The following is a 24,473-nucleotide window of genomic DNA, read 5'->3' on the forward strand; positions in this document are numbered from 1 at the left end:
GCGTCATCCCGGCGAAGGCCGGAGGCGCTGTTCAACGGCGTATGCCGGTCATCCAGCCTCTTTGCACTTCAACAGCTTGAAGTCACTGGATCCCGGCCTTCGCCGGGATGACGGAGAGGAGACATGTGGCTTTCCCGAAGAAGCAGGCGATCCGTACAAAGAAACCTTCACGACACGCCCCTCACTCCAGCGACACCGGCGTACCGGCCTTGATCACGCCGCGGATGGAGCGCAGGCAGTCGATGTCGTGCAGCGGGTCGCAGGCTACGGCGACCAGGTCGGCGGCCTTGCCCGGGGCAATCGAGCCGAGTTCCTTTTCCTTGCCGAGCAGGCGGGCGGCGTCGATGGTGGCCGAGCGGATCGCCTGCAGCGGGGTCATGCCCCAGCGCACCATGTAGGCGAACTGGCGGGCGTTCTGGCCGTGCGGATAGACCCCGGCGTCGGTGCCGAAGGCGAGGTGCACGCCGGCCTTGACCGCCTTGCGGAAGCCTTCGCGCTGGGCCAGCGTGGTTTCCTCGTTCTTGCGCAGGATCTCCGGCGACCAGTGGTCGCGGGTGCCGATTTCCTCGATGTAGTCGCCGTCGTAGATATCAGCGACCAGCCAGGTGCCGTGCTGGACCAGCAGCGCGATGCCCTCGTCGTCGATCAGCGAACCGTGCTCGATCGAGCGCACGCCGGCGCGGATCGCCCGCTTGATGCCTTCGGCGCCGTGCGCGTGGGCGGCGACGAATTTGCCGCGCTTGGCCGCCTCCACCACGGCGGCATGGATCTCCGCCTCGGTGAATTCCGGCTTGCCCGGCTCGGTGCCGTTGGCCAGCACGGCGCCGGTGGCGATCACCTTGATCAGGTCGGCGCCGTGGTCGAGGATCAAATCCACGTGCTTGCGCACCTGGTCCACACCCTTCGATACGCCCTGGCGAAATGCCGGCGGCACCACGGTGCCGGCGGGCAGGCCGGTGATCTCGCCGCCGCCGCCGGGCACGGTGATGTAGGCGCCGGCGACGAACATGCGCGGGCCGGGAATCTCGCCGGCGTTGATCGCGTCGCGCAGGGCGACGTCGGCGAAGCCGCGGTACACGCCCACATCGCGCACGGTGGTGAAGCCGGCCTGCAGCGTCTTGCGCGCGTTCATCGCGCCGATGAACGCCTGCTGCGCCGGGCTGATCTTCAGTGGCGCAGCAATGTCGGCGGTCTCGGCTTCCTCGGAGATGTGCGTGTGCATGTCCATCAGGCCGGGGACCACGGTCCAGGCGGTCCAGTCGAGCACGCGCGCGCCCTTGGCCGCGTCGGCGGACCAAGGCTGCACCGCAACCACCTTGCCGGCTTCGATCGACACCGCCTGATCGGCGAGCATCTTTCCGCTGTCGACGTCGAGCAGGTGGCCGGCATGCACCACGGTGCGATCGGCCGCATGCAGCGGGGCGACGATAGCCGCGGTGAACAGCCATGCAGTCAGGGCTTTCTTCATGCGTGCTCTCCCGCGGCGGCGTAGGCCGCGCGCAGCTGGTTGTGGAAGTGCCACACGCCGCTCTCGCGCCGCGGGCACAGCCGGCCGGCCTCGTAGGTGCCGGAAGTGAGGCCACGCTGCACGGCGACGCAGATGTCGATGTCCTCCTGCTGCACCTCGTCGCTGAACTCCTGGTCGGCGGCGATGCGCGCCTGCGCGGCGTCGTCCTGTGCGTAGTAGTAGTCGAACTCCACCCGGCAGCGGTCCGGGCCCAGCGGCACGATGCGGTTGGTCTGCATGCGGCCGGGCATGATGTTGAGCATTACGTTGGGATAGACGAAGTAGTAGAACGCCTCACCGTCGCCGTAGATCGCGGTGCTGTTGCGCAGCGGCGAGGACTGCAGCGAGTACCAGTCGAACAGCTCGGTGTCGTAGGCGCGGTAGTCCAGCACCTTCGACAGGCCCGGATGCACGTGCGGCAGGTGGTAGCCCTCGAGGAAGTTGTCCACGTAGACCTTCCAGTTGCAGTCGAGCTCGTAGCTGTCGCGGCGCAGGTAGCGCATGGCCGCAAGATCGATCGGAGCGATGCGCTCGACGATGCCGCCGTAGACCTGCTCGAACGGCGGCACGGAGGCATCCAGCGCCACGAATACCAGCCCCTGCCACTCGTGCACGCGCACCGGTGGCAGGCGGATCTCCTCGACGTTGAAATCCGCCGCGCCCTGCATCTCCGGCGCGCTGCGCAACTGACCTTCCAGCGTGTAGGTCCAGCCGTGGTACTTGCAGTGCAGGGCGCGCGCGCCCTTGCCGTTGCACAGCGCCAGCGGCCCGGCGCGATGACGGCAGACGTTGACGAAGCCGCGCAGCACGCCATCCTGCCCGCGCACCACGATCACCGGCACGTGGCCGACCTGTTCCACCACGTGGTCGCCCGGTTCGGCCAGCTGGCCCTGGTGCGCCACCAGCTGCCAGCTGCGGGCGAATACCGCACGGTGTTCCATCGCCAGCATCGCTTCGCCCACGTAGTAGCGGGCGGGCAGGGCGGTGGCGCGGTCGAGGCCGGGGTGGGAGGTTTCAGCTGGCATGCAATGCTCCGCGATCGGAATAGACTGGCGCGACGACGACGGTCGCTTCGGGGGAGGCCTCATGTTCCGTTTCACGCTGATGCTGGCGCTGTGTGCGCTGGCCGGACTGGCACAGGCGGCCGGTCCCCGCGCACGCGACCTGGGCATTCCGTTCGACGGCTCCCCCGGGCCGCTCAATGCCATCACCGACGTCACCGGCGTCACCGTGGGCCAGGTCACCCTGATCCGCGACCTCCCCGACGGTCACAAGGTGCGCACTGGCGTGACGGCGATCCTGCCACGCGGCAGGGCCAGCTACGAGCTCCCCGCGTTCGGTGGCTGGTTCGCGCTCAACGGCAACGGCGAGATGACCGGCACCACCTGGCTGGAGGAGTCCGGCCAGCTCGAAGGCCCGGTGATGCTCACCAACACCCACAGCGTGGGCGTGGTGCGCGACGCGGTGATTGCCGAGCGCGTGCATGCCGGCGGCGCGGACGCGTCCGGCTACTGGTGGTCGCTGCCGGTGGTGGCCGAAACCTGGGACGGCGAGCTCAACGACATCAACGGCTTCCACGTGCACGCTGCGGACGCCGCGCAGGCGCTGCACGAGGCGAAGGGCGGGCCGGTCGCCGAAGGCAACGTCGGCGGCGGCACCGGCATGATCTGCCACGAGTTCAAGTGCGGCATCGGCACCGCCTCGCGGCGCCTTCGCATCGGTGGGACGACCTACACCCTGGGCGTGCTGGTGCAGGCCAACTACGGGCTGCGCGACAGCCTGCGCATCGCCGGCGTGCCGGTGGGCCAGTACCTGCGCGAGGACCGCCTGTACAGCGCGACCGACCCGGCGGCGGTGGACACCGGCTCGATCATCATCGTGGTGGCCACCGACGCGCCGCTGCTGCCGCACCAGTTGAAGCGCATCGCCCGGCGCGCCGGCATGGGCCTGGCACGCATGGGCAGCTACTCCGGCAACGGCTCGGGCGACATCTTCGTGGCGTTCTCGACCGCCAACGCCGAGGCGCTGCACGACCGGCCACTGCAGCAGGCCAGCTTCATCGGCAACGACCACATCGATCCGTTGTTCGAGGCCACCGCGCAGGCCGCGGAGGAGGCCATCGTCAACGCGATGATCGCGGCGAAGGACATGTGCGGGGAGGGCGGGCACTGCGTGAAGGCGATCCCCCATGGGGAGCTGGTCGCGCTGCTCAAGCGCTTCGGTCGCTACCAGCCGCCGCACTGAGGTCGCCCGGCTCACGGCGTGCTGCCTGCGGTCTTGAGGAAGCGGTCGTACCAGGCGAGGTTGCGGCGCATGCGGTCGAGCAGATAGCTCGGCACGCTGATCTCGTGGTGCTGGCCGGGGTAGACCACCAGTTGCGTTGGCACGCCGCGCGAGCGCAGCGCCTGGTACATCTGCTCGGCGCCGATGCACGGCACGTTGAAGTCGATCTGGCCGCACTGGAACAGCGTGGGCGTGGTGATGCGGTCGGCGTGCAGGAACGGGTAGCTGGCGCGGTCGTACGCGTCGCGGTTGGCCCACGGCGTGCCCAGTTCCAGCTCGTATTCGCGGGCGTACTCGTCATCGCCGTACATGCCGTACATGTTGCCGGTGCCGGCACCGCTGATCGCTGCCTTGAAGCGGGTGGTGCGGGCGATCACCTCGTCGGTGAGGATGGCGCCGTAGCTCCAGCCGCCGATGCCCAGCCGATCCGGATCGGCGACGCCGAGCTTGATTGCATGGTCCACGCCGGCCAGCAGATCCTGCATGTCCCTGTTGCCCCAGTCGGCATAGATCGCCTTGGCGAAGTCGAAGCCGCGGCCGGAGCTGCCGCGCGGGTTCACCGCCAGCACGGCGAAGCCGTTGGCCGCGTAGACCTGCCAGTCCTCCATGAACTCATGGCTGAACTGGTACACCGGACCGCCATGCACGCGCAGGATGGTCGGGTAGCGCCGGCCCTTCACGTAGCCGATCGGCTTCACCAAGAGCGCGTCAAGCGCGGTGCCGTCCGCGCTGGTGAAGTGCAGGGTCTCGGTGCTTGCCAGCTGCTTGCCGGCCAGCCATTCGTTGTGGTCGGCGAGCGGACGCAGGTGCCCGCCATCGAGCGCGGAGAGGTTGTACGGGTGCAGGTCGTCGCCGCCGAGCACGGCGATGCGGCCGTCGCGCGCCACCGACAGGTCGACATCGAAACGGTCGCCATGGGTCAGCTCGGTCACCTTGCCGCTGGCCACGTCGATGCGCGCCAGGTGGGTGACCTCGGCCTGCTCGATCAGCGCGTACACGCTGCGCCCGTCCGGCGACCAGTGCGGATGGGTGAAGCAGCGGTCGATCGGCGCGGGGATCGACGCCTTGCCGCTGGCGACGTCGATCACCGCCAGCTGCCAGGGCGCGTAGTAGATCCAATGGTCCTCGCCGCTCTGCAGGTAAGCGATGCGCTTGCCGTCCGGCGACCAAGCCGGGCGCGAGGCCCAGTACGGATCGAGGTCGGAGCCGGGGAAGGTGGTGAGCTGGCGTTCTTGCGCACCGGCGCGGGAGTCGATGACGTAGATGTCGAAGTTGAGGGTGCGGTCCGGGTCGGCGCCGCGCCGGGTGACGTAGGCGATCTGCCGGCTGTCCGGCGACCACGCCGGCAGTTGCTCGTCGTGCGCGCCCGGGGTGAGTTCGGTGGCGGCGCCGCTGGCGAGGTCGACCACGTACAGGTGCTTGTGGCGCGCGCCCAGCCAGCCCGAATCGTCGTCCTTGAACTGGAAGCGGTCGGTGACGATGGGCGGCGGGTTCTTCGGCTTCGGTGTGCCGGCGGGGCGCTCGGGGTCGAAGGCGATCACCGCGAGGCGCTTGCCATCCGGCGAGAGCGCGAACTCCTCCACGCCGGCGGGGAGATGGGTGACCTGGTGCGCCTCGCCGCCGTCGGCGGGCATCGTCCAGACCTGCGTGCCGTTGTCGTCGTCGTCCTTGCCGCCGGCGGGCTTGCGGTCGGAGAGGAAGGCGATGAAGCGGCCGTCGCCGGACCACTGCGCCTGCGATTCGTCGGCGTCGGGCGTGTGGGTGAGCTGGGTGCGCGCGCGGCCGTCGAAGCCCACCCGCCACAGGTCCGACTGCGGCTGGTCGCGTTCGGCATTCGTGGTGGTGACGGTGTAGACCAGCCAGCGGCCGTCGGGCGACAGCGCCGGGTCGACGAGCACGGCGAGGCGGTTGAGGTCGGCCGGGGTGAACGGCGTCGTGTCGGCGGCGAAGGCGGCCAGCGGCAACAGCGCCAGCGCGAGCAGGGCCAGGCGCGGCAGGCGGAGCGTCATCGGCCGGCTTCCGTCGTCGACGGCTTGCCGGCGGCCAGTGCGCGATAGGCCTCGCGGGCCTTGCCCAGGTAGTCCAGCGTCATGCGCTTCTCCGCCGCGGTGTTGTAGTCGTCGCGTGCCGTGGCGGCCTCGATGGTGCGATCCATCCAATGGACGAACCACGCCGCATCGTCGCGCGCGCTGGCCGCGAGCACGTGGTCGCCCAGCCAGACCGGGTTGGTGGTGGCGTAGGGGTAGAGGTCGAGCACCTGCGGATCGGCGCCGTCGTTCCACGCGCGCAGCAGCACCCAGCCGCCGTCGAGGTCGAGATCGCCCTCGGCGTCGAGATGGCGGCGGTCGCCGGTGAGCGTGAAGGTCTTCACCACCTGGCCGTTGTGCACCAGTTCCAGGTGATCCACGGCGACGGGCGAGCGCAGCGCCACGCGGTAGTGATGACGCCCCGGGGCGAGTTGCGTGCCGGGCCGGGCGCCGTCAAGCAGAAAGCCGAGCAGCGGGCCGTTGCTGGCGAAGCCGTGGCCGGCCTTCAGCGCAGCGAGCGCACTGCCCACGTCGCGCTGGCCGCCGGTGTCGAGGAACACGCGGTTCATGCCGACCGGGCCGCGCAGCGAGGCGTAGTTGGCCATCGCATCGGTGCCGGCGCCGGTGGGCAGGCGCAGGCCGAGGTTGAGCAGGCGGTACCACACGGTGGCGGTGGCCTTGTGGTCGGAGAAGCCCATCACCTCGATGTAGTCGACCTTGCCTTCGATGACGTCGGCGGGCAGCTCGTTGCTGAGCACCGGATCGTGCTGCGGGTCGGGCAGCACGTCGAACGGATGCACGTAGCCGACCAGGGCGCCCTGCGCGTGGGCGAGGTCGGCCACGGCGGCATTGGTCGGCCACGGGCTGGCCATCGCGGTGTGGCGGTAGGCCGAGTAGCCCTGGGTGATGTAGTGGTCATCGAGGTGCAGCAGGCCGAGGTGGCCCCAGAAACTGGTGTGGTACTCCTGCCCGTGCAGCACCAGGGTCTGCGCGGTGCTGGCCGGGTCGGCGTCGGTGCGGAAGCTGGCGATGTCCGGCACGCGCTCTTCCTTGTTCACCACCAGGTCCCAGGCGATGTCGAGGTCTTCCGCGCGCGCCTGCAGCGCGAGGTGCGCCGGCGTGTTGCGGTAGTGGCCGCCGTAGTTCATGTGGATGTGCAGGTCGGCGCTGACGAAGTGGCCGTAGGCGGCCGGCAGCGCGTCCGGCACCAGCGTGGCGGTGAGCTTTGCCTGCTGCCCGTTCGAGAGGTCGACCGTGCGGCGCCACGGCGCGTAGGCGAAGCCGTGCTGCACCCAGATCGCGGCCTTGCCGGCTGGCACGTCCAGCGTGCACGGCGGCGCGCAGTGGAAGTAGTGCGTTTCGGTGTGCTGCAGCGTTCGGTCGAAGCCGTCATCGGCCGAAACCCAGGCGTGCGGCGGCGCATAGGCGCGGCCGTCGCCGGCCACGATCGCCACGCGCGCGGGCGTGCGCTGGCCGTGCTCGTCGACGATGTCGAGGGTGAGCTTCGCCTGCGGCGACCGGTAGTGGTGTTGCGTCGCCACCACGTCCTGGCTGGCGCCGCCCAGCGTCTCGATCACGCGCAGCGCGGTGTCTCCGTTGCGGTTGTCGATGACCGCGATGCGCGAGCCGTCCGGCGACCAGCGCGCGTTGCGGCGATCGAACGCGCCGAAGCTCAGCGGCAGCGGTGCGGCGCCATCGGCGGTGGTGAGCCACAGCTGCTGGTGCTGGCGGCCGTGGTAGCTGGAATAGAGCAGGCGCTTGCCGTCCGGCGCCAGTTCGGGCCGCGCGCTCCAGCTGGTTTCCTCGCTCAGCACGCGGCGACGCTGCGCGGGGTGCTCGACATCCACGGCAAAGAGGTCGCCGGTGCCCCAGCCGATCTCCGGGTTGCTGACGTAGTAGATCGTCTTGCCGTCCGGCGACCAGGACGGATTGATGGCGTGGTCGAAGGCCGAGTAGTAGTAGCGGTCCAGCGTGCTCTTGCGCTCGCCCAGCAGCAGATGCGGGTGGTGCAGGCCGGCGGTGTCGATGTCGGCGAGGAACAGGTTGAAGTGGCCGGTGCCCTGCGTGGACACCCAGGCGAGCCGCTTGCCGTCGGGCGACAGCCGCGGCTCCACGTTCACCGCGCCCTGGTCGGTGAGGCGCTGCTCGCGGCCGCTGGCCATGTCCAGCCGCCACAGCTCCAGCGCGTTGCCGTCGTAGCGGGTGAACACCACGCTGCGGCCGTTGCGCGAGGCATCGGGCTGGTAGTCGTAGGCGGCCTTGGGATGAGTCAGTTGAGTGGCGCTGGCGTCGCCGATGCGCTGGCGCCACAGCGAGCCGCCCATGCTGTAGACGAGCGTGTTGCCGTCCGGCAGGAAGCTGGCCGAGGACGGGCCGCTGGTGAGCTGCGGCAGGTACAGCTCGCGCCAGTAGTAGCTGTGCGGCAGGTCGACCTGCTTGAGCACGGGTTCGCGCGCGGCCTGCGCGGGCGCCGCACCGAACATCATGACCAGGAAGGTGGCGAGGACGGGGGCGGCGTTCGCGAGGCGTTTCATGCTCAGGCTCCGGCGTGTGCCTGGTCGAGGCTGGTGCGCAGCAGCGCGATCGCCTCGTCCACTTCGGCGGTGCTCACCGTGAGCGGCGGCATGAAGCGCACCGTGCTGGTGCCGCAGGAAAGCAGCAGCAGGCCGTTGTGATACGCGCGGGTGATCACCGCATCGCACAGGGCGGTGGCGGGCGTCTTCTTGCCATCGTTCTCCACCAGCTCCATGCCGATCCACAGCCCCTTGCCGCGCACTTCGCCGATGCACGGGTAGTCCTTCTGCAGTTCGCGCAGGCGGGCGATGAAGTGGTCGCCGACGCGGGCGGCGTTGTCCATCAGGCCGCCGCGCACCAGGTCCAGCGTGGCGTTGGCGGCGGCGCAGGTGACCGGGTTGCCGCCGTAGGTGTTGCCGTGCGCGCCGCGCTTCCACTGAGACATGATCGATTTCTTGGCGATCACCGCACCGATCGGCAGGCCCGAGCCCAGGCCCTTGGCCGAGGTGAGGATGTCCGGCGCCACGCCCCAGTGCTCGCAGGCGAACATCTTGCCGGTGCGGCCGATGCCCGACTGCACTTCGTCGAAGATCAAGAGGATGCCGTGCTCGTCGCACAGCGCGCGCAGGCCGGCGAGGAAGCCGTCCGGCGGCGTCAGGTAACCGCCTTCGCCCTGCATCGGCTCGATCAGGATCGCCGCCACTTCGCTCGGCGGCACGCTGCGCTGGAACAGCATGCGGATGTAGTCGAGCACCGCCGCGCCCTGGTCGTCGCCGGCGAACAGCGGGCGGTACGGGTTGGGGTAGGGCACATGGGTGACGCCGGCCAGCGTGGGCGAGAAGCCTTTCTGCTGGGTGTACTTGCTCGAGGTGAACGACAGCGAGCCGAAGGTGCGGCCGTGGAAGCCGCCGAGGAAACCGATGAAGCGCGGCCGCCCGGTGACGTAGCGGGCCAGCTTGAGCGCGCCTTCCACCGCCTCGGTGCCGGACTGGCAGATGAAGCTCATCGCCGGTTCGCCGGCCAGGGTCTGCATCGGCGCGACCGCGGCCAGGCGCTCGCCCAGGCCGGTCATTTCCTCATGCCAGTAATCGCTGGAGATGTGCAGGAATTTCGCCGCGGCGCCCTGCACCGCCTGGACCACTTGCGGGTGCGCGTGGCCGGTGGCGCACACGGCGATGCCGGCCATGAAGTCGAGGAAGCGGTTGCCGTCCACGTCCCACACCTCGGTGCCGCGGCCGTGCGACATCACAAACGGGTAGTCGCGCGGATACGAGGGCGAGATCACTTCGGCGTCGCGGGCGATCATCGCCTGCGCCTTGGGGCCGGGGAGGGCGGTCTTGATGTGGGCGTTCACGGCAGAACCTTTGCGTCAGAGAGGGATGTGCACGGGGCGCGCGTGCGCCTCGCGGGTACGGGCGTTGAGCGCACGCAGGGTGTCGAGTTCGCGCGCCGTGGGTGGGGTGATGGTGTCGATGCGATCAGCCACCTGCAGTGGCCAGCCGATAGCGGCGCGCGCTTCGTCCACGTTGACGCCCTCGAACAGGGCGACCAGCTGCAGCTCCTCTCTTTCCGGGTGCGGGGCGAGCATGCCGAAGTCGGTGATCACCGCACGCGGGCCGCCGCCGGGGAGGCCCGCGCGGGCGCGCGCGCCGTGGCCGTCGAGGAAGCCGGCGCTGCTGCGGAAATCCAGTTGCTCGACGAAGCTGCGTGGGGTGGCGCGCGCCATCACGAATACCTGCCTGGCATGCAGCGCGATCTCCGGCGCGCCGCCGCCGCCCGGCAACCGCGTGGACGGCAGCTCGTACGGGCCGATCACGGTGCTGTTGAGGTTGCCGAAGCGGTCGATCTGCGCGGCGCCGAGGAAGCCCACGTCCACGCGCCCGGCCTGCAGGTAGTAGCTGAAGATCTCCGGCAGCGGCACCACGCAGGCGGCGGTCTCGGCCAGCTCGCCGTCGCCGATCGACAGCGGCAGCACGTCCGGCCGCGTGCCGATGGTGCCGGACTCGTAGATCAGCACGATCTCCGGCGCGTGGGTGAGCCGGGCCAGGTTGCAGGCGGCGCTGGGCAGGCCGATGCCGACGAAGCACACGCTGTCGTTGCCGAGCAGGCGCGCGGCGGCCACGGTCATCCACTCGTCGCGGGTGCAGGCGCTCATGCGGCGGTCTCCGCCTGCAGTGAGGCGAGGAAGGCGTGGTGGTCGCGGGTGCCGAGCACGTGGTGGTCCATCCAGTCGAGGAAGCGCTGGCGATCGCGGGCGATCGTGTCCCAGCGCTGGTAGAAGGCGTTGTCGCGCGCGTAGTGGCCCTGCGCGTACGACGGATAGGCGCCGCCGCGGCAATGCACCACCGTGCTCACGGTCCAGTGCGGCAGCACGATGGCGTTCATCGCCGGCGGCAACGCGTCGACGATCTCCTCCACGGTGACGATCAGCGTCTTTGCCGCCAGTGCGGCCTCGCGTGCGGCGCCGACGATGCCGTCGATCGCCACGTTGCCGGCGCGGTCGGCACGCTGCGCGTGCACGATGGTGACGTCCGGGTTGATCGCCGGCACCGCGGCCAGCGCCTCGCCGGTGAACGGGCAGGCGACGCGGCGGATGTTCGGATTGTGCGCGGGCAGGTCGGTACCGATGTAACCGCGCAGCATGCCGAACGGCAGCCGTGACGCGCCGGCGGTGAATGCGGCGGCCATGCCGGCATGGCTGTGCTCGTTGAGCTCCAGCGGACGTGGCCAGCTGTGCTCCACCGCGTCGCGCAGGCGGTGCAGCGAACCCACGCCCGGGTTGCCGCCCCAGGAGAAGGTGAGCATGCGTGCGCAACCCATGCCGATCAGCTGGTCGTAGATCAGGTCCGGCGTCATGCGGATCAGGTGCAGGTCGCGCTTGCGCTGGCGGATGATCTCGTGGCCGGCGGCGTACGGGATCAGGTGGGTGAAGCCTTCCAGCGCGACGCTGGCGCCGTCGTGCACGAACAGCTCGATGGCCTCGGCAAGTTGCAGGTGCTGGCAGCTCATCCGTGTGCGCTCACTCGACCACCGTGCGGGACTGCTCGCGCAGGTACTGCGCCAGGTAATAGAACGAGGCGATCGCCTTGCCAGTGGAGCCCGAACCCTTCCAGCCGCCGAACGGCTGGTAGCCGGGCCATGCGCCGGTGGTCGCACCCTGCGGCCGGTTGGCGTAGGTCACGCCCGCCTCGATGTGCTCGTGGAACCACGGCACCTCGTCGGCGCCGCCGTAGAAGCCGGCGGTGAGGCCCATGGTGGTGTCGTTGGCCAGGTGCATCGCCTCGTCGCGGTCGCGCACGCGGTGCAGGGTGAGGATCGGCAAGAACATTTCCTGTTGCCACAGCGGGTGCGCCAACGGCGCTTCGGCCAGGGTCGGTTCGACGAAGAAGCCGCGGGCCAGTTCCGCGGGGCCGCCGGTGCCTTCGCCCAGCCGGCGGCCACCGGCCAGCACGGTCGCGCCGCCGGCCTCCAGCTCGTCGATGTACTGGCGGTAATGGCCGTAGGCGGTGGCGTTGACCACCGGGCCCATCCAGTGATCGCGCTCGCGTGGGTCGCCGATACGCAGGGCGCCGATGCGCTGGCGCAGGCGCTCGATCAGCGCGTCGGCGACGCGCTCGTGCACGTACAGCCGCGACAGCGCCGAGCATTTCTGCCCGCTCATGCCGAAGGCCGAGCGCACGATGCCGGCGGCGGCGTCGTCGAGGTCGGCGTGCTCGGTGACAATGCACGGGTTCTTGCCACCCATCTCGGCGACGCACGGCCGCGGCCAGGCGCCGCCGGCCATCTGTTGCATCAACTGGCGGCCGACCGCCACCGAGCCGGTGAAGGTGAGGCCGGCCACCCGCGGGTGCTGCGCCAGCGCCGCACCGACTTCGCGGCTGCTGCCGGAGAGGTAATTGAACACGCCCGGCGGCAGGCCGGCGTCGCGGATGCAGTCGGCCAGCAGGCGCGCGGCCCACGGCGTGTCGTTGGCGCCTTTCACCACCACCGTGTTGCCGGTGACCAGCGCCGCGGCGGTGGGGCCGCCGGCCAGCGCCAGCGGGAAGTTGAACGGCGCGATCACCACCCACACGCCGTACGGGCGCATCACGCTGGCGTTGTGCGAAACGACGCCGTCGATCGGATCGTCGGGCAGCGTGTGGTGGTAGCCGGCGTGGCTCTCGAAGTCGTCCGCGTAGTGGCGGAAGAAGTCCACCGTTTCCTGCGCCTCGCCCAGCGCCTCCATGCGGTTCTTGCCGACCTCCAGCACCAGCGCGGCGGCGATGTCGTAGACGCGCTCCTCCAGCAAGTCGCCGACGCGGCGCATCAGCCGCGCGCGCTCGGCTACCGGGGTGGCGCGCCAGGCGGGGTAGGCGGCCTGGGCCGCGCGCATGGCGGTATCGGCATCGGTTTCGTTGGCCAGCGCGAAGTGGCCCAACTGCAGGGTGTTGTCGAACGGAGCGCGGCGGTCGGCCGAATGCTCGGCCTCGACATCCCGGCCGTCGATGAACAGGCCGTGGCGCGCGCCTAGCGCTGCCGAGACGCGGGCCAGCGCGGCCTCGAAGCGTTCGTGCATGGCTTCCGGCGGGTCGTACATGGTGGCGTAGGTGAGGCGGAAGCTCATGGGGACCTCGTTAGGCGTGGGCGGGGAAGTGCTTCCCCAGCAGTCGGTCGATCAGCGCCAGCGCGTCGGCCAGCGCGGTTTCCTCGATCACCAGCGGCGGCGCGAGGATCAGCAGGTTGCCGCGCGCGGCCAGCGAGACGCCTTCGTCCATCGCCTCGCGAAGCAGTGCGCCCAGCGTGGCGGGGGACTGTGGCCACGGTGCCAGCGGTGCGCGGCTGGCGCGGTCGGCGACCAGCTCGATCACCGCGAACAGGCCGTGGCCGCCGCGTACGTCGCCGATCACCGGGTGGCGTGCCTGCATCGCCTTGAGCTCGGCGAACATCGCGGCGCCGAGCCGGCGCGAGCGTTCGATCAGTTGCTCGTCCTCGTAGGCGCGCACGGCGGCGAGGCCGGCGGCGCAGGCCAGCGGATGGCCGCAGTAGGTGAGGCCGGTGTAGAGCATCCGGTCGGCGAGGCGGGCATAGACCTCGGCCGACAGCACCACCGCGCCCAGCGGCAGGTGCGCGCCGGTGAGGCCCTTGGCCAGCGTCATCAGATCGGGGCGGCCGGCTTCGCCGTGGCGCTGCCAGGCGAACCATTCGCCGCAGCGGCCGAAGCCGCTCATCACCTCGTCGGCGATCAGCAGCACGTCGCGCTCGCGGCTGGCCGTGCGCAGGGCGGGCCAGTAGCTGTCCGGGGCGACGATGCCGTTGGTGCCGGCGTTGGGCTCCATCAGCACGGCGGCGACGGTGTCGGCGCCGGCGTGGTCGATCGCCTCGCCCACGGCATCGGCGGCGAGGCGGCCGCAGCTGTCGTCGTCGGTGCTGTCGAACGGGCAGCGGTAGGCGTAGGGCGCCGGTACGCGGAGCACGCCGAAGGTCTGGGCGTCGACCTGGTCGCTGGTGCGCGCGTCGCCGGACAGCGCCATGCCGGCGTAACTGGCGCCGTGATAGGAGCGTTCGCGCGCCACGATGCGTCCACGCGGCAGCCCGCGCGCCAGGCGCGCGAACTTCACCGCGTTCTCGTTGGCGTCGGCGCCGGCCAGGGTGAAGAACACCCGGCCGCCGGCGAAGCCGGATTTTTCCAGCAACGCTTCGGCCAGCGCCTTGCGCGGTTCGGCGCCCCACGCGGCGGTGACAAAGCACAGCTGCTCGGCCTGCTCGCGGATCGCCTGCACCACCGCCGGATGCTGGTGGCCGAGGTTGCTGCACTCGGCCAGGCTGCTCATGTCCAGGATGCGCCGACCGTCGGCCAACTCGAGGTACGCGCCGCGTCCGCTGACGACCGTGGGCGCCTGCCATTGCGATGGCACGCACCAGCTGTGCAGCACGCTGTCGCGTTCGTTGCTCACGCGCTTTCTCCCCTGAGAAATGTTCGATAATCGAACAAGAATTCGTATTGCGAACTCATTGGAATGCTTCTACGCTCGGCCTGTCAATGGATCTGAGCGAGACGATGGCCTCCCAACCTTTCGAGGAAAGTCCCGACTACGTGCAGTCGCTGGCGCGCGGCCTGCAGGTGCTGCGCGCGTTCGATCGCGAGCTGTCCAGCCCGAGCCTGTCGCAGGTGGCCGAGCGCACCGGACTGTCGCGTGCGGTGGCGCGACGGCTGCTGCTGACGCTGCAGCACCTGGGCTACGTGGGCAGCCGCGGGCGCAGCTTTTTCCTCACCCCGCGGGTGCTGGAACTGGGCTACAGCTACCTCACCTCGCTGGACCTCACCGAACTGGCGCAGCAGAGCCTGGAGCAGCTGTCGCATCGCATCGGCGAAAGCTGTTCGATGGCCGTGCTCGACGGCACCGACATCGTCTACGTGCTGCGCGTGCCGGTGCGCCGGGTGATGAGCGTGGCGCTGGGCGTGGGCGCGCGGCTGCCGGCGTTTGCCACCTCGATGGGGCGCGCGATTCTGGCCGACCTCGCCGACGACGCGCTCGTCGCGTGGATGAAGGGCCAGACCTTCCGTGCCTACACGCCGCAGACCCTGCACACGGTCAGCGCGCTGAAGGCCGAGCTGGCGCGCGTGCGTAAGCAGGGCTACGCGCTGGTATCGCGCGAGCTGGAACACGGGCTGTGTTCGATCGCCGTGCCGATCCGCGCGGCCGACGGCAGCACGGTCGCCGCGCTCAACGTCGGCATGCCGTACAGCGACGAGGCGCACAAGCGCGCGACCAGGGAGATCCTGCCGGCGCTGCGCGAGACGCAGGCGGCGGTGGAGCAGACGATCGCCCGCGGCGGCTGGCTACCCCATCTGGCGATGAAGAACGCCTATGCGTAATGCCTGGCTGATCGATGCCACGCGCACGCCGTTCGGCCGCCTTGGCGGCGCGCTGGCTGCGGTGCGCGCGGACGATCTGGCCGCCCAACCGATCGCCGCGCTGCTGGCGCGTCATCCCCGGCTCGACCCGGCGGCGATCGACGAAGTGATCCTCGGCTGCGCCAACCAGGCCGGCGAGGACAACCGCAACGTGGCGCGCATGGCGGCGCTGCTGGCCGGGCTGCCGGCCGAGGTGCCCGGCGTCACCGTCAACCGGCTGTGCGCGTCGGGGCTGGAGGCGATCGGCCAGGCCGCGCGGGCGATCGCCTGCGGCGAAGCCGAGCTGGTGATCGCCGGCGGCGTGGAGAGCATGACCCGCGCGCCGTACGTGTTGGCCAAGGCCGACGACGCATTCGCCCGCAACCAGCAGCTGGAAGACACCACGCTGGGCTGGCGCCTGATCAACCCGCGCATGCGCGCCGGCTACGGCGTCGACTCGATGACCCAGACCGCCGAAAACCTGGCGCGCGAACACGGCATCGACCGCGCCAGCCAGGATGCCTATGCGCTGCGCAGCCAAGGGCGCGCCGCCTATGCGCAGCGCCAGGGCTGGCTGGCCGAGGAGATCACGCCGGTGGCGTTGCGCGCCGATGGCGCGGCCGGCCAGGTCGCGCTGGACGAGCATCCGCGCCCGGCTACCACGGATGCGCAACTGGCCGCGCTCAAGCCGCTGCTGGGGCCGGACACCAGCATCACCGCCGGCAACGCTTCGGGCCTCAACGACGGCGCCGCGGCGATGCTGCTGGCCTCGGACGATGCCGTGCGACGTCTCGGCCTGACGCCGCTGGCGCGCATCACCGGCATGGCCTCGGCCGGCGTAGCGCCGCGGGTGATGGGCATCGGCCCGGTGCCGGCGATCCGCAAGCTGCTGGCGCGCAGCGGCCGCGAGATGTCCGACTTCGACCGCATCGAAATCAATGAGGCGTTCGCCGCGCAGGTGCTGGCGTGCACGCGTGCGCTCGGCCTTCCCGACGCCGCCGAGCACGTCAACGCCAACGGCGGTGCGATCGCGCTCGGTCATCCCCTCGGTGCCAGCGGGGTCCGCCTGGCGATGACGGCGGCGTTCGCGCTGCGCCGGCATCGCCAGCAACGCGCGCTGGTGAGCCTGTGTGTCGGCGTGGGCCAGGGGCTGGCCCTGGCGCTGGAGAGTCCATGAAGCGTTCGTGCGTCACCTTCCTCATCGCCCTGGCCCTGCTGCCGCTGGGCGCATTCGCCGGCGACACGGTGCCGCCGGCCGAGCACGCGCTGGCGCATGACCTGCTGGTGCAGATGGTCGGCACCGACACCACCTCCGAGCACGGCAGCACCACCGTGCTGGCCGAGGCGCTGGCGCAGCGTTTTCTCAAGGCCGGGTTTCCGGCGGCGGACGTGCAGGTGGTGGGTGACGATCCGAAGCGGCGCAACCTGGTGGTGCGCCTGCGCGGGCAGGGCCAGCGCGAACCGATCCTGCTGCTGGCGCACCTGGACGTGGTCGAGGCGCTGCCGCAGGACTGGCACTTACCGCCGTTCAAGCTGACCGAGCAGGGCGGCTACTTCTACGGCCGCGGCACGATGGACATCAAGGGCGGCGGCGCCGGACTGGTGGCCACGCTGCTGCGCTTCCACCAGGAGGGCTTCAAGCCGAAGGGCGACTACATCCTCGCGCTCACCGCCGGCGAGGAGGACGGCAAGTCCAACGGCGTGCAGTGGCTGCTGGCACATCGGCCGGAGCTGATCCGCTCGCAGTATTCGATCAACGTCGACGGCGGCGGCCCGGAAATCCGTCACGGACGCACCCAAGTGGTGGCGGTGGAGACCGCCGAGAAGGTCTATGCCAGCTACACGCTGACCGTGCGCAACCCCGGCGGGCACAGCTCGCTGCCGACGCCGGACAACGCGATCTACCGACTCGCCGCGGGGCTGATGCGGCTGTCGCAGCTCGATTTTCCGCTGCACACCAACTCCGCCACGCGCGGCTACTACGCGCGGCTGGCCACGCTCTACACCGGCCAGGCGGCGAGGGACATGCGCGCGGTGGCGCACGATCCGTCGGATTCGGCGGCGATGCAGCGGCTGGCCGCGTCCACTCCGTACAACAACGCCCACCTGCGCACGACCTGCGTGCCGACCCTGCTGGCCGGCGGCGACGCCGAGAACGCATTGCCGCAGATGGCGCGCGCCACGGTCAATTGCCGCATCCTGCCGGGCGAGGACCCGGCCGCGGTGCAGGCGAAAATCACCCAGGCGCTGGCCGACCCGCAGATCGCGGTGGCGCCGGTGGCGCCCGCACCGGCCAGCCCGCCGAGCCCGATCGACAAGGCGCTGTTCGCGCAGATCGCGCAGACGGCCAAGGACGTGTGGGGGCAGGCCATGCCGGTGTCGCCGTACATGTCGGCCGGCGCATCGGACAGCGTGTTCCTGCGCGCCGCAGGCATGCCGTCGTACGTGTTCAACGGAATTTCCTACGACGTCGACGACGACCGCTCGCACGGACAGGACGAACGCATCCTGGTGGACTCCTACTACCGGTCGCTCGACTTCAACTATAGATTGCTGAAAAACCTGTAAGGAGCCGCAGCGATGCCACGTGCCATGCCTGTGCCCGCCCCTCGACCGCGCGGTGTCGCCCGATGACGGCGACCGCTGCCACCGGCACGTTCGAGCAGGCGCTGGCGCACGCGGCGCGTCTGCTCGAACGCGATCCGGCACTGGCCGAGCAGCAGGCGCGCGAGATCCTGAATGCAGTGGATGGTCATCCGGCCGCGCTGCATCTGCTGGCGGCGGCCCGGGCGGCGCAGGGCGATGCCCGCGGCGCGCTGGACATTCTCGAGCCGCTGGCCCAGTCGCAACCGACCTGGGCGCCGGCACACTTCGACCTGGGCCTGGCCTGCGCGCGGCTGGGTGAGGCGGCCGGGGCGGTCGCCGCCCTGCGCCACGCGCTCGCACTGGCGCCGGATCTCCCGCAGGGCTGGCGTCTGCTGGGCGATCAGCTGCACGCGATGGGCGAACGCGAGGCCGCCGGCGAGGCCTACGTGAAGCACGTCCGCCACGGCGCCAACGATCCGCGGCTGCTCGCCGCGGGCGCGGCGCTGGCCGGCGAGCGCATCGGCGATGCCGAACGCCTGCTGCGCGAGCACCTGCGCGAAATGCCCACCGATGTGGCGGCGATCCGCATGTTCGCCGAACTGGCGGCGCGGATCGGCAAGGCCGACGAGGCGCGGCAGCTGCTCGAACGCTGCCTGGAATTGGCGCCGGGCTTCCACGCCGCGCGGCAGAACTATGCGCTGCTGCTGCATCGGAGCAACCAGCCGGAGCAGGCGCTGGTCGAGATCGAGCGCCTGCTCGCGGTGGAGCCGGAGCATCCCGCCCATCGCAACCTCAAGGCCGTGGTGCTGTGCCGTACCGGCGACTACGCCACCGCGATCGATCTCTACGCCGCGCTGCTGGCCGAGTACCCGGGCAACGCGCAGGTGTGGATGAGCTACGGCCACGCCCTGAAAACCGCCGGCTTGACCGCGCGCGCGATCGAGGCGTATCGCCGGGCGCTGGCGATACAGCCGTCGTTCGGCGAGGTGTGGTGGAGCCTGGCCAATCTCAAGACGTTCCGCTTCTCGGACGACGAGGTGGCGACCATGCGCGCCCAGCTGGGGCGTACGGACCTGTCCGACGACGATCGCCTGCATCTGGATTTCGCCCTGGGCAAGGCACTGGAGGATGCCGGCGAGTACGCGGCCTCGTTCGACCACTACGCCGCGGGCAACGCCCGCCGCCACGCCCAGCTGCACTATGACCCGGCCGAGACGCACGCGCGGGTCGAGCACATCCGTCGCCAGTACACGCGCGAGTTCTTCGCCGCGCGCGCCGGCAGCGGCAGCGCTGCGCGCGACCCGATCTTCATCGTCGGCCTGCCGCGCTCCGGTTCCACGCTGATCGAGCAGATCCTCTCCAGCCACAGCCAGGTGGAAGGCACGATGGAGCTGCCCGAGGTGACCTCGATCACCCGGCTGCTGCGCGAGCAGGCCGAGGGCGGCGGCGCGATGCCGTACCACGAGGCCCTGGCGCGGCTCGACGCCGATGCGCTGCGCGAGCTGGGCGAGCGTTACCTGGCGCACACGCGCATCCACCGCAAGACTTCGGCACCGCTGTTCATCGACAAGATGCCGAACAACTTCATGCACATCGGGCTGATCCAGCTGATGCTGCCCAACGCGATCATCATCGACGCGCGCCGGCACCCGATGGCTTGCTGCTTTTCCGGCTTCAAGCAGCACTTCGCCCGCGGCCAGAGCTTCAGCTATCGGCTGGACGATCTCGCGCGCTACTACACGGACTACGTGCGGCTGATGGCGCACTTCGATGCCGTGCTGCCCGGTCGCGTGCATCGGGTGATCTACGAGCGGATGGTGGAGGACACCGAAGGCGAGGTACGGCGGCTGCTGGCCCACTGCGGGCTGCCGTTCGAGGAGGCGTGCCTGCGCTTCTTCGAGAACGAGCGCCCGGTACGTACCGCCAGCTCCGAGCAGGTGCGCCGGCCGATCTATCGCGAGGGCATGGACCAGTGGCGGCACTACGCGCCGTGGCTGGCGCCGCTCGAGCAGGGTTTGGGAGAGGTGCTGCGGATGTATCCCGCGGTGCCAGCACAAGAGGGAACGTAGTCAACGACCGTTTGGGGATAGTCACTCTTTAGAGGGAGGGGAACTGATGCATCGCCACAGCAACACCATCATCCGCGGGGCCGCGCGAAGGCGCCTGTCCCGCATGCCGCTGGCCGCGGCCATCTGCCTGGCCATCGCGGCTCCCGCGTTCGCCCAGGATGCCAGCGCACCGTCGTCCACCGCACCGCCGAAAGACCAGAAGGTGGCCGAGCTCAGCACCGTCACCGTGACCGCGCAGAAGCGCACGGAGAACCTGCAGAAGGTGCCGATCAGCATCCAGGTGCTGGGTACGGAGAAGATCGAGCAGCTGCATATCGCCAACTTCGACGACTACGTGAAGTACCTGCCCAGCGTGTCGTACCAGAGCCTGGGCCCGGGCTTCTCCGAGATCTACATGCGCGGCATCGCCAGCGGCGGTGATGGCAACCACTCCGGTTCGCGTCCCAGCGTGGGCGTGTACCTGGACGAGCAGCCGGTGACCACCGTCACCGGACCGCTCGACATCCACATGTACGACATCGCCCGCGTCGAGGTGCTGGCCGGTCCGCAGGGTTCGCTCTACGGCGCCAGCGCGCAGGCCGGCGCCATGCGCATCATCACCAACAAGCCCGACCCGGACGGCTTCGCCGCCAGCTACAGCGCCGGCATCAACTCCGTCGCCAACGGCGGTATCGGCCACGTGGTCGAGGGCATGGTCAACGTGCCGCTGTCCAAGACCGCGGCGATCCGCCTGGTGGGCTGGCACGAGCGCGACGCCGGCTACGTCGACAACGTGCCAGGCACACGCACCTACCCGACCTGGGGCGGCACCGTCAGCAACGCGCCCTCGTGCACGCCAAGCAGCCTGCTGGTGTGTACGCATGCGGCGAAGAAGAACTACAACAACAACGACATCAACGGCGCGCGCGCGGCGTTGAAGGTCGACCTCAGCGACGACTGGTCGATCAACGGCACCCTCATGGGCCAGAAGACCATCGCCAACGGCAACATGGCCAGCGATCCGGCCGTCGGCGACCTGTCGATCACCCACTTCTATCCCGAGCGCACCACCGACCGCTGGTGGCAGGCGGCGATGACGGTGCAGGGCAAGATCGGCAACTTCGACCTGACCTATGCCTACGCGCACCTCAAGCGCGACCAGGAAGAGCACAACGACTACAGCGACTATTCGTTCTGGTACGACACGCTCGCCGGCTACGGCGCGTACATCTACGACAACGCCGGCGTGCCGACCAACCCCTCGCAGTACATCATCGGCAAAGACCACTACACCATGGACAGCCACGAGCTGCGCCTGGCGTCGCCGAAGGAGGACCGCCTGCGGCTGGTGGCCGGCCTGTTCTGGGAAAAGTCGGTGCACGACATCGAGCAGCGTTACAAGATCGACAGCCTGGCCGATTCGCTCTCGGTGCCCGGCTGGCCGAGCACGCTGTGGCTGACCGAGCAGGTGCGTACGGACAAGGACGAGGCGGTGTTCGGTGAGCTGTCCTACGACCTCATCCCCGACACCCTCACCGCGACCGTGGGCGGGCGCTACTTCCGCGCCGACAATAGCCTGGGCGGCTTCTACGGCTTCAGTTCGGGCTACTCGCCGAGCTCCAGCTACGGCGAAGCGGGCTGCATCTCGCCCACGCCGTTCCACGGCGCGCCGTGCCTGGACTTCAACAAGAACGTCAAGGAAACCGGCTCGCTCGGCAAGGTCAACCTGACCTGGAACATCACGCCCACCAAGCTGGTGTACGCCACGCGTTCGGAAGGCTATCGCCCCGGCGGCATCAACCGTCGCGGCTCGCTGCCGCCTTACAAGTCGGACTACCTCACCAACTACGAGCTGGGCTGGAAGACCACCTGGCTCAACAACCGACTGTCGTTCAACGGGTCGGTGTTCCAGGAGCAATGGAAGGACTTCCAGTTCAGCATCCTGGGCGCCAACGGCCTGACCGAAATCCGTAACGCCAATCAGGCCCGCGTGCGTGGCCTGGAGACGGAGTTGAACTGGGCGGCCACCTACAACCTGCAGCTGAGCGGCGGCCTGGCGTTCTACGACGCCAAGCTCACGGCGAACTATTGCGGCTATACCGACGCCAACGGCACGCCGGTCACCGACTGCGCCACGCCGGAGGCCGCCAAGGGCAGCCAGCTGCCGGTGACGCCCAAGTTCAAGGGCAACCTGGTGGCTCGCTACACCTGGGATGTGGGCAACAACGAGGCGTTCGTGCAGGGTGCGGTGGTGCACGTGGGCAAGCGGCGGTCGGACCTGCGCTCGCTCGAGAACAGCTTGGTGGGTGACCTGCCGGCCTACACCACGCTGGATCTTTCCGGCGGTTACAAGTGGAGCAGCTTCTCGGTCGACCTGTACATCAACAACGTGTTCGACAAACGCGCCTCGCTGTACAAGTACACCGAGTGCGCCGAGTCGGTATGCGCGGCGCACGGCGTGGTGCCGCAATACCCCAATGGACAGGTCTATACGGTGACCAACCAGCCGCGCACGATCGGCATTCGTTTTACCCAGGACTTCTAGTCAGCAGGGACGTCCGCGAGCGACGTCGAAGCCCCGGTGCAAACCGGGGCTTCTTTTTCATGTGCGTCATTTTTCGGGAACGGGGGAGGCGCCTTCCTTTTACTGCCGCCCATTAAAAAACCGGCCACCCGAGGGTGGCCGGTTTTCTGCGTCGAAAGAACCGCGGGCGAATTACTTGCCCGAAGCGTCCTTCGCGGCGTCCTTCGCATTGTCGGCGGCGTCCTTGGCGGCGTCCGCGGCCTTGTCGGCCTGGTTCGCAGCGTTGGAGGCAGCGTCCTTGGCATCCTTCATCATGCCGTCGCCGGAAGCGGTCATGCTCGACGCCGGGGCGCCAGCGGAAGCCGCAGCAGCGGCCTGCTTGGCCTGGTCGGCAGCCATCGAGGCCGTGTCCGAGGCCATCTTGGCCTGGTCAGCCGCCTGCTCGGTCGCCGCCGTCGGGGCGGTTGCAGCAGCCTGCTGGGCCTTGTCGGAAGCCTGCTGAGCCTGGTCAGCGGACTTCTGGGCGTCCTGCGCGGAATCCTGCGCGCCGTTGCTGCAAGCCGCCAGCAGCGCGACGAGCGCGGAGGCGAGAAGGGTACGCGTGAACTTCATAGTGGATCTCCTTTGCCGTGGAATGCCGTGTGGCCGCGTATTAATAGCTCTTTCCCGTGAAAGTCGCTACCGCTTTCTTGATACGCCGTAATGCCCATTAACGCGTCTGTTAAGCATCAGCCTTGAGGGGCGCCCGGATTGTCGATCCGGGCGCGTGACGATTCAGTCGATGCGCTCCACCGCAATGGCCGTCGCCTCGCCGCCGCCGATGCACAACGTAGCCACACCGCGCTTGAGACCGCGCACCTTCAGCGCGTTGAGCAGGGTCACCACCAGGCGGGCGCCGCTGGCGCCGATCGGGTGGCCGAGTGCGCAGGCGCCGCCGTTGACATTGACCTTGTCGTGCGAAATGCCCAGCTCCTTGATCGGCGTCATCGCCACCACGGCGAACGCCTCGTTGATCTCGAACAGGTCCACGTCCTCGACCTTCCAGCCGGCCTTGGCCAGCACTTTCTGGATCGCGCCCACCGGCGCGGTGGTGAACCACTCCGGCTCCTGCGAGTGGGTGGCGTGCGCCACGATGCGCGCCAGCGGCGCCAGCCCGCGGGCCTTGGCGTCGTCGGCCGAGAGCAGCACCACCGCGGCGGCACCGTCGGAGATGCTGGACGAGCTGGCGGCGGTAATCGTGCCGTTGTCCTTCTTGAACGCCGGGCGCAGGGTCGGGATCTTGCTGACGTCGGAGCGGCCGGGCTGCTCGTCAGTATCCACCACTACGTCGCCCTTGCGGCCGGCCACGGTCACCGGAACGATCTCGTCGGCGAAGGCGCCGCTCTTCTGCGCTTCCAGCGCGCGGTTCACCGAGGCGGTAGCGAACGCGTCCTGCTCCTCGCGGGTGAAGTGGTACTTGTCGGCGCACAGCTCGCCGAACACGCCCATCGCCTTGCCGTCGTACGGGTTGGTCAGGCCGTCCCAGGCCATGTGGTCGACCAGCTGGCCGTCGCCGTAGCGGATGCCGGTGCGGGCGTTGACCATGTGCGGGGCGTTGGTCATCGACTCCATGCCGCCGGCGACGACGACGCTGGCCGATCCGGCCTTGATCAGGTCGTGGCCGAGCATGATCGCCTTCATGCCCGAGCCGCACACCTTGTTGATGGTAGTGCAGCCGGCCGACAGCGGCAGGCCGGCGTGGATCGAAGCCTGGCGCGCGGGGGCCTGGCCCAGGTTGGCCGGCAGTACGCAGCCCATGATCACCTCGCCGACATCGGCGGCAGCGACGCCGGACTGCTCCAGCGCTGCCTTGATGGCCGTGGCGCCGAGCTTGGGCGTGGGCACGCCGGTGAACTGGCCGAGGAAGGAGCCGATGGCGGTGCGCTTGGCACCGGCGATCACAACGCTGACGTCAGACATGGAATTCTCCGGGGATACCTGGGGCGCGATGGCGCGGTGGGAACCGGTCGATTATCGCAGCCGCCGCAGGAGGGCAGCAAACCATTGCGTTTCTAGGCCTGCGCCACGGCGAGGGGTGGGGTGTTGTGCCAGTATTTGCGTGGAACCTACA

Annotated in this window: 17 protein-coding genes; 6 read left to right on the top strand and 11 right to left on the bottom strand. The window is 69.5% G+C overall.

Annotated elements, in window-relative coordinates:
- Positions 1-181: 181 nt before the first annotated feature.
- Both ACQVBX_RS02840 and ACQVBX_RS02845 read right to left on the bottom strand, forming a co-directional pair.
- Positions 182-1,468 (bottom strand): amidohydrolase family protein, encoded by a 1,287-nt coding sequence (locus ACQVBX_RS02840; RefSeq protein ID WP_431636393.1) that lies wholly within the window; start codon positions 1,466-1,468, stop codon positions 182-184.
- Entirely contained in the window at positions 1,465-2,532 is a 1,068-nt protein-coding gene (locus ACQVBX_RS02845) for an aromatic ring-hydroxylating oxygenase subunit alpha (RefSeq protein WP_431636394.1), read from the bottom strand. Before ACQVBX_RS02845 ends, ACQVBX_RS02840 begins: the two co-directional genes overlap by 4 nt.
- A 61-nt stretch (positions 2,533-2,593) precedes the next feature.
- Here ACQVBX_RS02845 and ACQVBX_RS02850 point away from each other — a divergent pair, with 61 nt between their 5' ends.
- The gene (locus tag ACQVBX_RS02850) at positions 2,594-3,751 is read left to right on the top strand and encodes a P1 family peptidase (protein WP_431636395.1); all 1,158 of its coding nucleotides are present in this window, start codon (positions 2,594-2,596) and stop codon (positions 3,749-3,751) included.
- Between the two features lie 11 nt (positions 3,752-3,762).
- Here the strand turns inward: ACQVBX_RS02850 and ACQVBX_RS02855 are convergent, their stop codons facing one another.
- From ACQVBX_RS02855 to ACQVBX_RS02885, 7 genes are read right to left on the bottom strand one after another with little or no spacing between them, the layout of a single operon-like run.
- Entirely contained in the window at positions 3,763-5,799 is a 2,037-nt protein-coding gene (locus tag ACQVBX_RS02855; RefSeq protein WP_431636396.1) for a prolyl oligopeptidase family serine peptidase, read from the bottom strand.
- Positions 5,796-8,351 (bottom strand): CehA/McbA family metallohydrolase, encoded by a 2,556-nt coding sequence (locus ACQVBX_RS02860; protein WP_431636397.1) that lies wholly within the window; start codon positions 8,349-8,351, stop codon positions 5,796-5,798. The genes ACQVBX_RS02855 and ACQVBX_RS02860 overlap by 4 nt, the downstream gene beginning before the upstream one ends.
- Positions 8,352-8,353: 2 nt before the next feature.
- Complete coding sequence (locus ACQVBX_RS02865) at positions 8,354-9,685, bottom strand: acetyl ornithine aminotransferase family protein (RefSeq protein WP_431636398.1); 1,332 nt, start codon at positions 9,683-9,685, stop codon at positions 8,354-8,356.
- A 15-nt stretch (positions 9,686-9,700) separates the two neighbouring features.
- Positions 9,701-10,486 (bottom strand): CoA-transferase subunit beta, encoded by a 786-nt coding sequence (locus tag ACQVBX_RS02870; protein ID WP_431636399.1) that lies wholly within the window; start codon positions 10,484-10,486, stop codon positions 9,701-9,703.
- Positions 10,483-11,340 carry a CoA transferase subunit A gene (locus ACQVBX_RS02875; protein ID WP_431636400.1) on the bottom strand — a complete coding sequence of 286 codons (858 nt, stop codon included), beginning with the start codon at positions 11,338-11,340 and terminating at the stop codon, positions 10,483-10,485. The genes ACQVBX_RS02870 and ACQVBX_RS02875 overlap by 4 nt, the downstream gene beginning before the upstream one ends.
- Before the next feature lie 10 nt (positions 11,341-11,350).
- A complete protein-coding gene (locus ACQVBX_RS02880; protein ID WP_431636401.1) occupies positions 11,351-12,934 on the bottom strand; it encodes an aldehyde dehydrogenase family protein in 1,584 nt (527 codons plus the stop codon).
- A gap of 10 nt (positions 12,935-12,944) precedes the next feature.
- Positions 12,945-14,264 carry an aspartate aminotransferase family protein gene (locus ACQVBX_RS02885; RefSeq protein ID WP_431636402.1) on the bottom strand — a complete coding sequence of 440 codons (1,320 nt, stop codon included), beginning with the start codon at positions 14,262-14,264 and terminating at the stop codon, positions 12,945-12,947.
- 104 nt (positions 14,265-14,368) lie between these two features.
- On the opposite strand from ACQVBX_RS02885, the gene ACQVBX_RS02890 reads away from it, so the two are divergent.
- The 5 genes from ACQVBX_RS02890 to ACQVBX_RS02910 all read left to right on the top strand — a co-directional run bounded on the left by ACQVBX_RS02890 (position 14,369) and on the right by ACQVBX_RS02910 (position 22,384).
- A complete protein-coding gene (locus ACQVBX_RS02890; protein ID WP_431636403.1) occupies positions 14,369-15,187 on the top strand; it encodes an IclR family transcriptional regulator domain-containing protein in 819 nt (272 codons plus the stop codon).
- On the top strand, positions 15,180-16,382 hold the full coding sequence (gene pcaF / locus ACQVBX_RS02895) for a 3-oxoadipyl-CoA thiolase (protein WP_431636404.1): 1,203 nt from the start codon (positions 15,180-15,182) through the stop codon (positions 16,380-16,382). Before ACQVBX_RS02890 ends, pcaF begins: the two co-directional genes overlap by 8 nt.
- Positions 16,379-17,773, top strand: coding sequence for a M20/M25/M40 family metallo-hydrolase (locus tag ACQVBX_RS02900; RefSeq protein ID WP_431636405.1), 1,395 nt, complete (start codon positions 16,379-16,381; stop codon positions 17,771-17,773). Before pcaF ends, ACQVBX_RS02900 begins: the two co-directional genes overlap by 4 nt.
- Positions 17,774-17,835: 62 nt before the next feature.
- The gene (locus ACQVBX_RS02905) at positions 17,836-19,860 is read left to right on the top strand and encodes a tetratricopeptide repeat-containing sulfotransferase family protein (protein WP_431636406.1); all 2,025 of its coding nucleotides are present in this window, start codon (positions 17,836-17,838) and stop codon (positions 19,858-19,860) included.
- Between the two features lie 46 nt (positions 19,861-19,906).
- On the top strand, positions 19,907-22,384 hold the full coding sequence (locus ACQVBX_RS02910; protein ID WP_431636407.1) for a TonB-dependent receptor: 2,478 nt from the start codon (positions 19,907-19,909) through the stop codon (positions 22,382-22,384).
- A 171-nt stretch (positions 22,385-22,555) separates the two neighbouring features.
- Here the strand turns inward: ACQVBX_RS02910 and ACQVBX_RS02915 are convergent, their stop codons facing one another.
- On the bottom strand, positions 22,556-22,975 hold the full coding sequence (locus ACQVBX_RS02915) for a hypothetical protein (protein WP_431636408.1): 420 nt from the start codon (positions 22,973-22,975) through the stop codon (positions 22,556-22,558).
- A 162-nt stretch (positions 22,976-23,137) separates the two neighbouring features.
- On the bottom strand, positions 23,138-24,322 hold the full coding sequence (locus tag ACQVBX_RS02920) for a thiolase family protein (protein ID WP_431636409.1): 1,185 nt from the start codon (positions 24,320-24,322) through the stop codon (positions 23,138-23,140).
- Positions 24,323-24,473 lie beyond the last annotated feature (151 nt).

The sequence above is a fragment of the Dyella thailandensis genome, assembly GCF_050749815.1.
In the GTDB taxonomy this organism is placed as follows: Bacteria; Pseudomonadota; Gammaproteobacteria; order Xanthomonadales; family Rhodanobacteraceae; genus Dyella_A.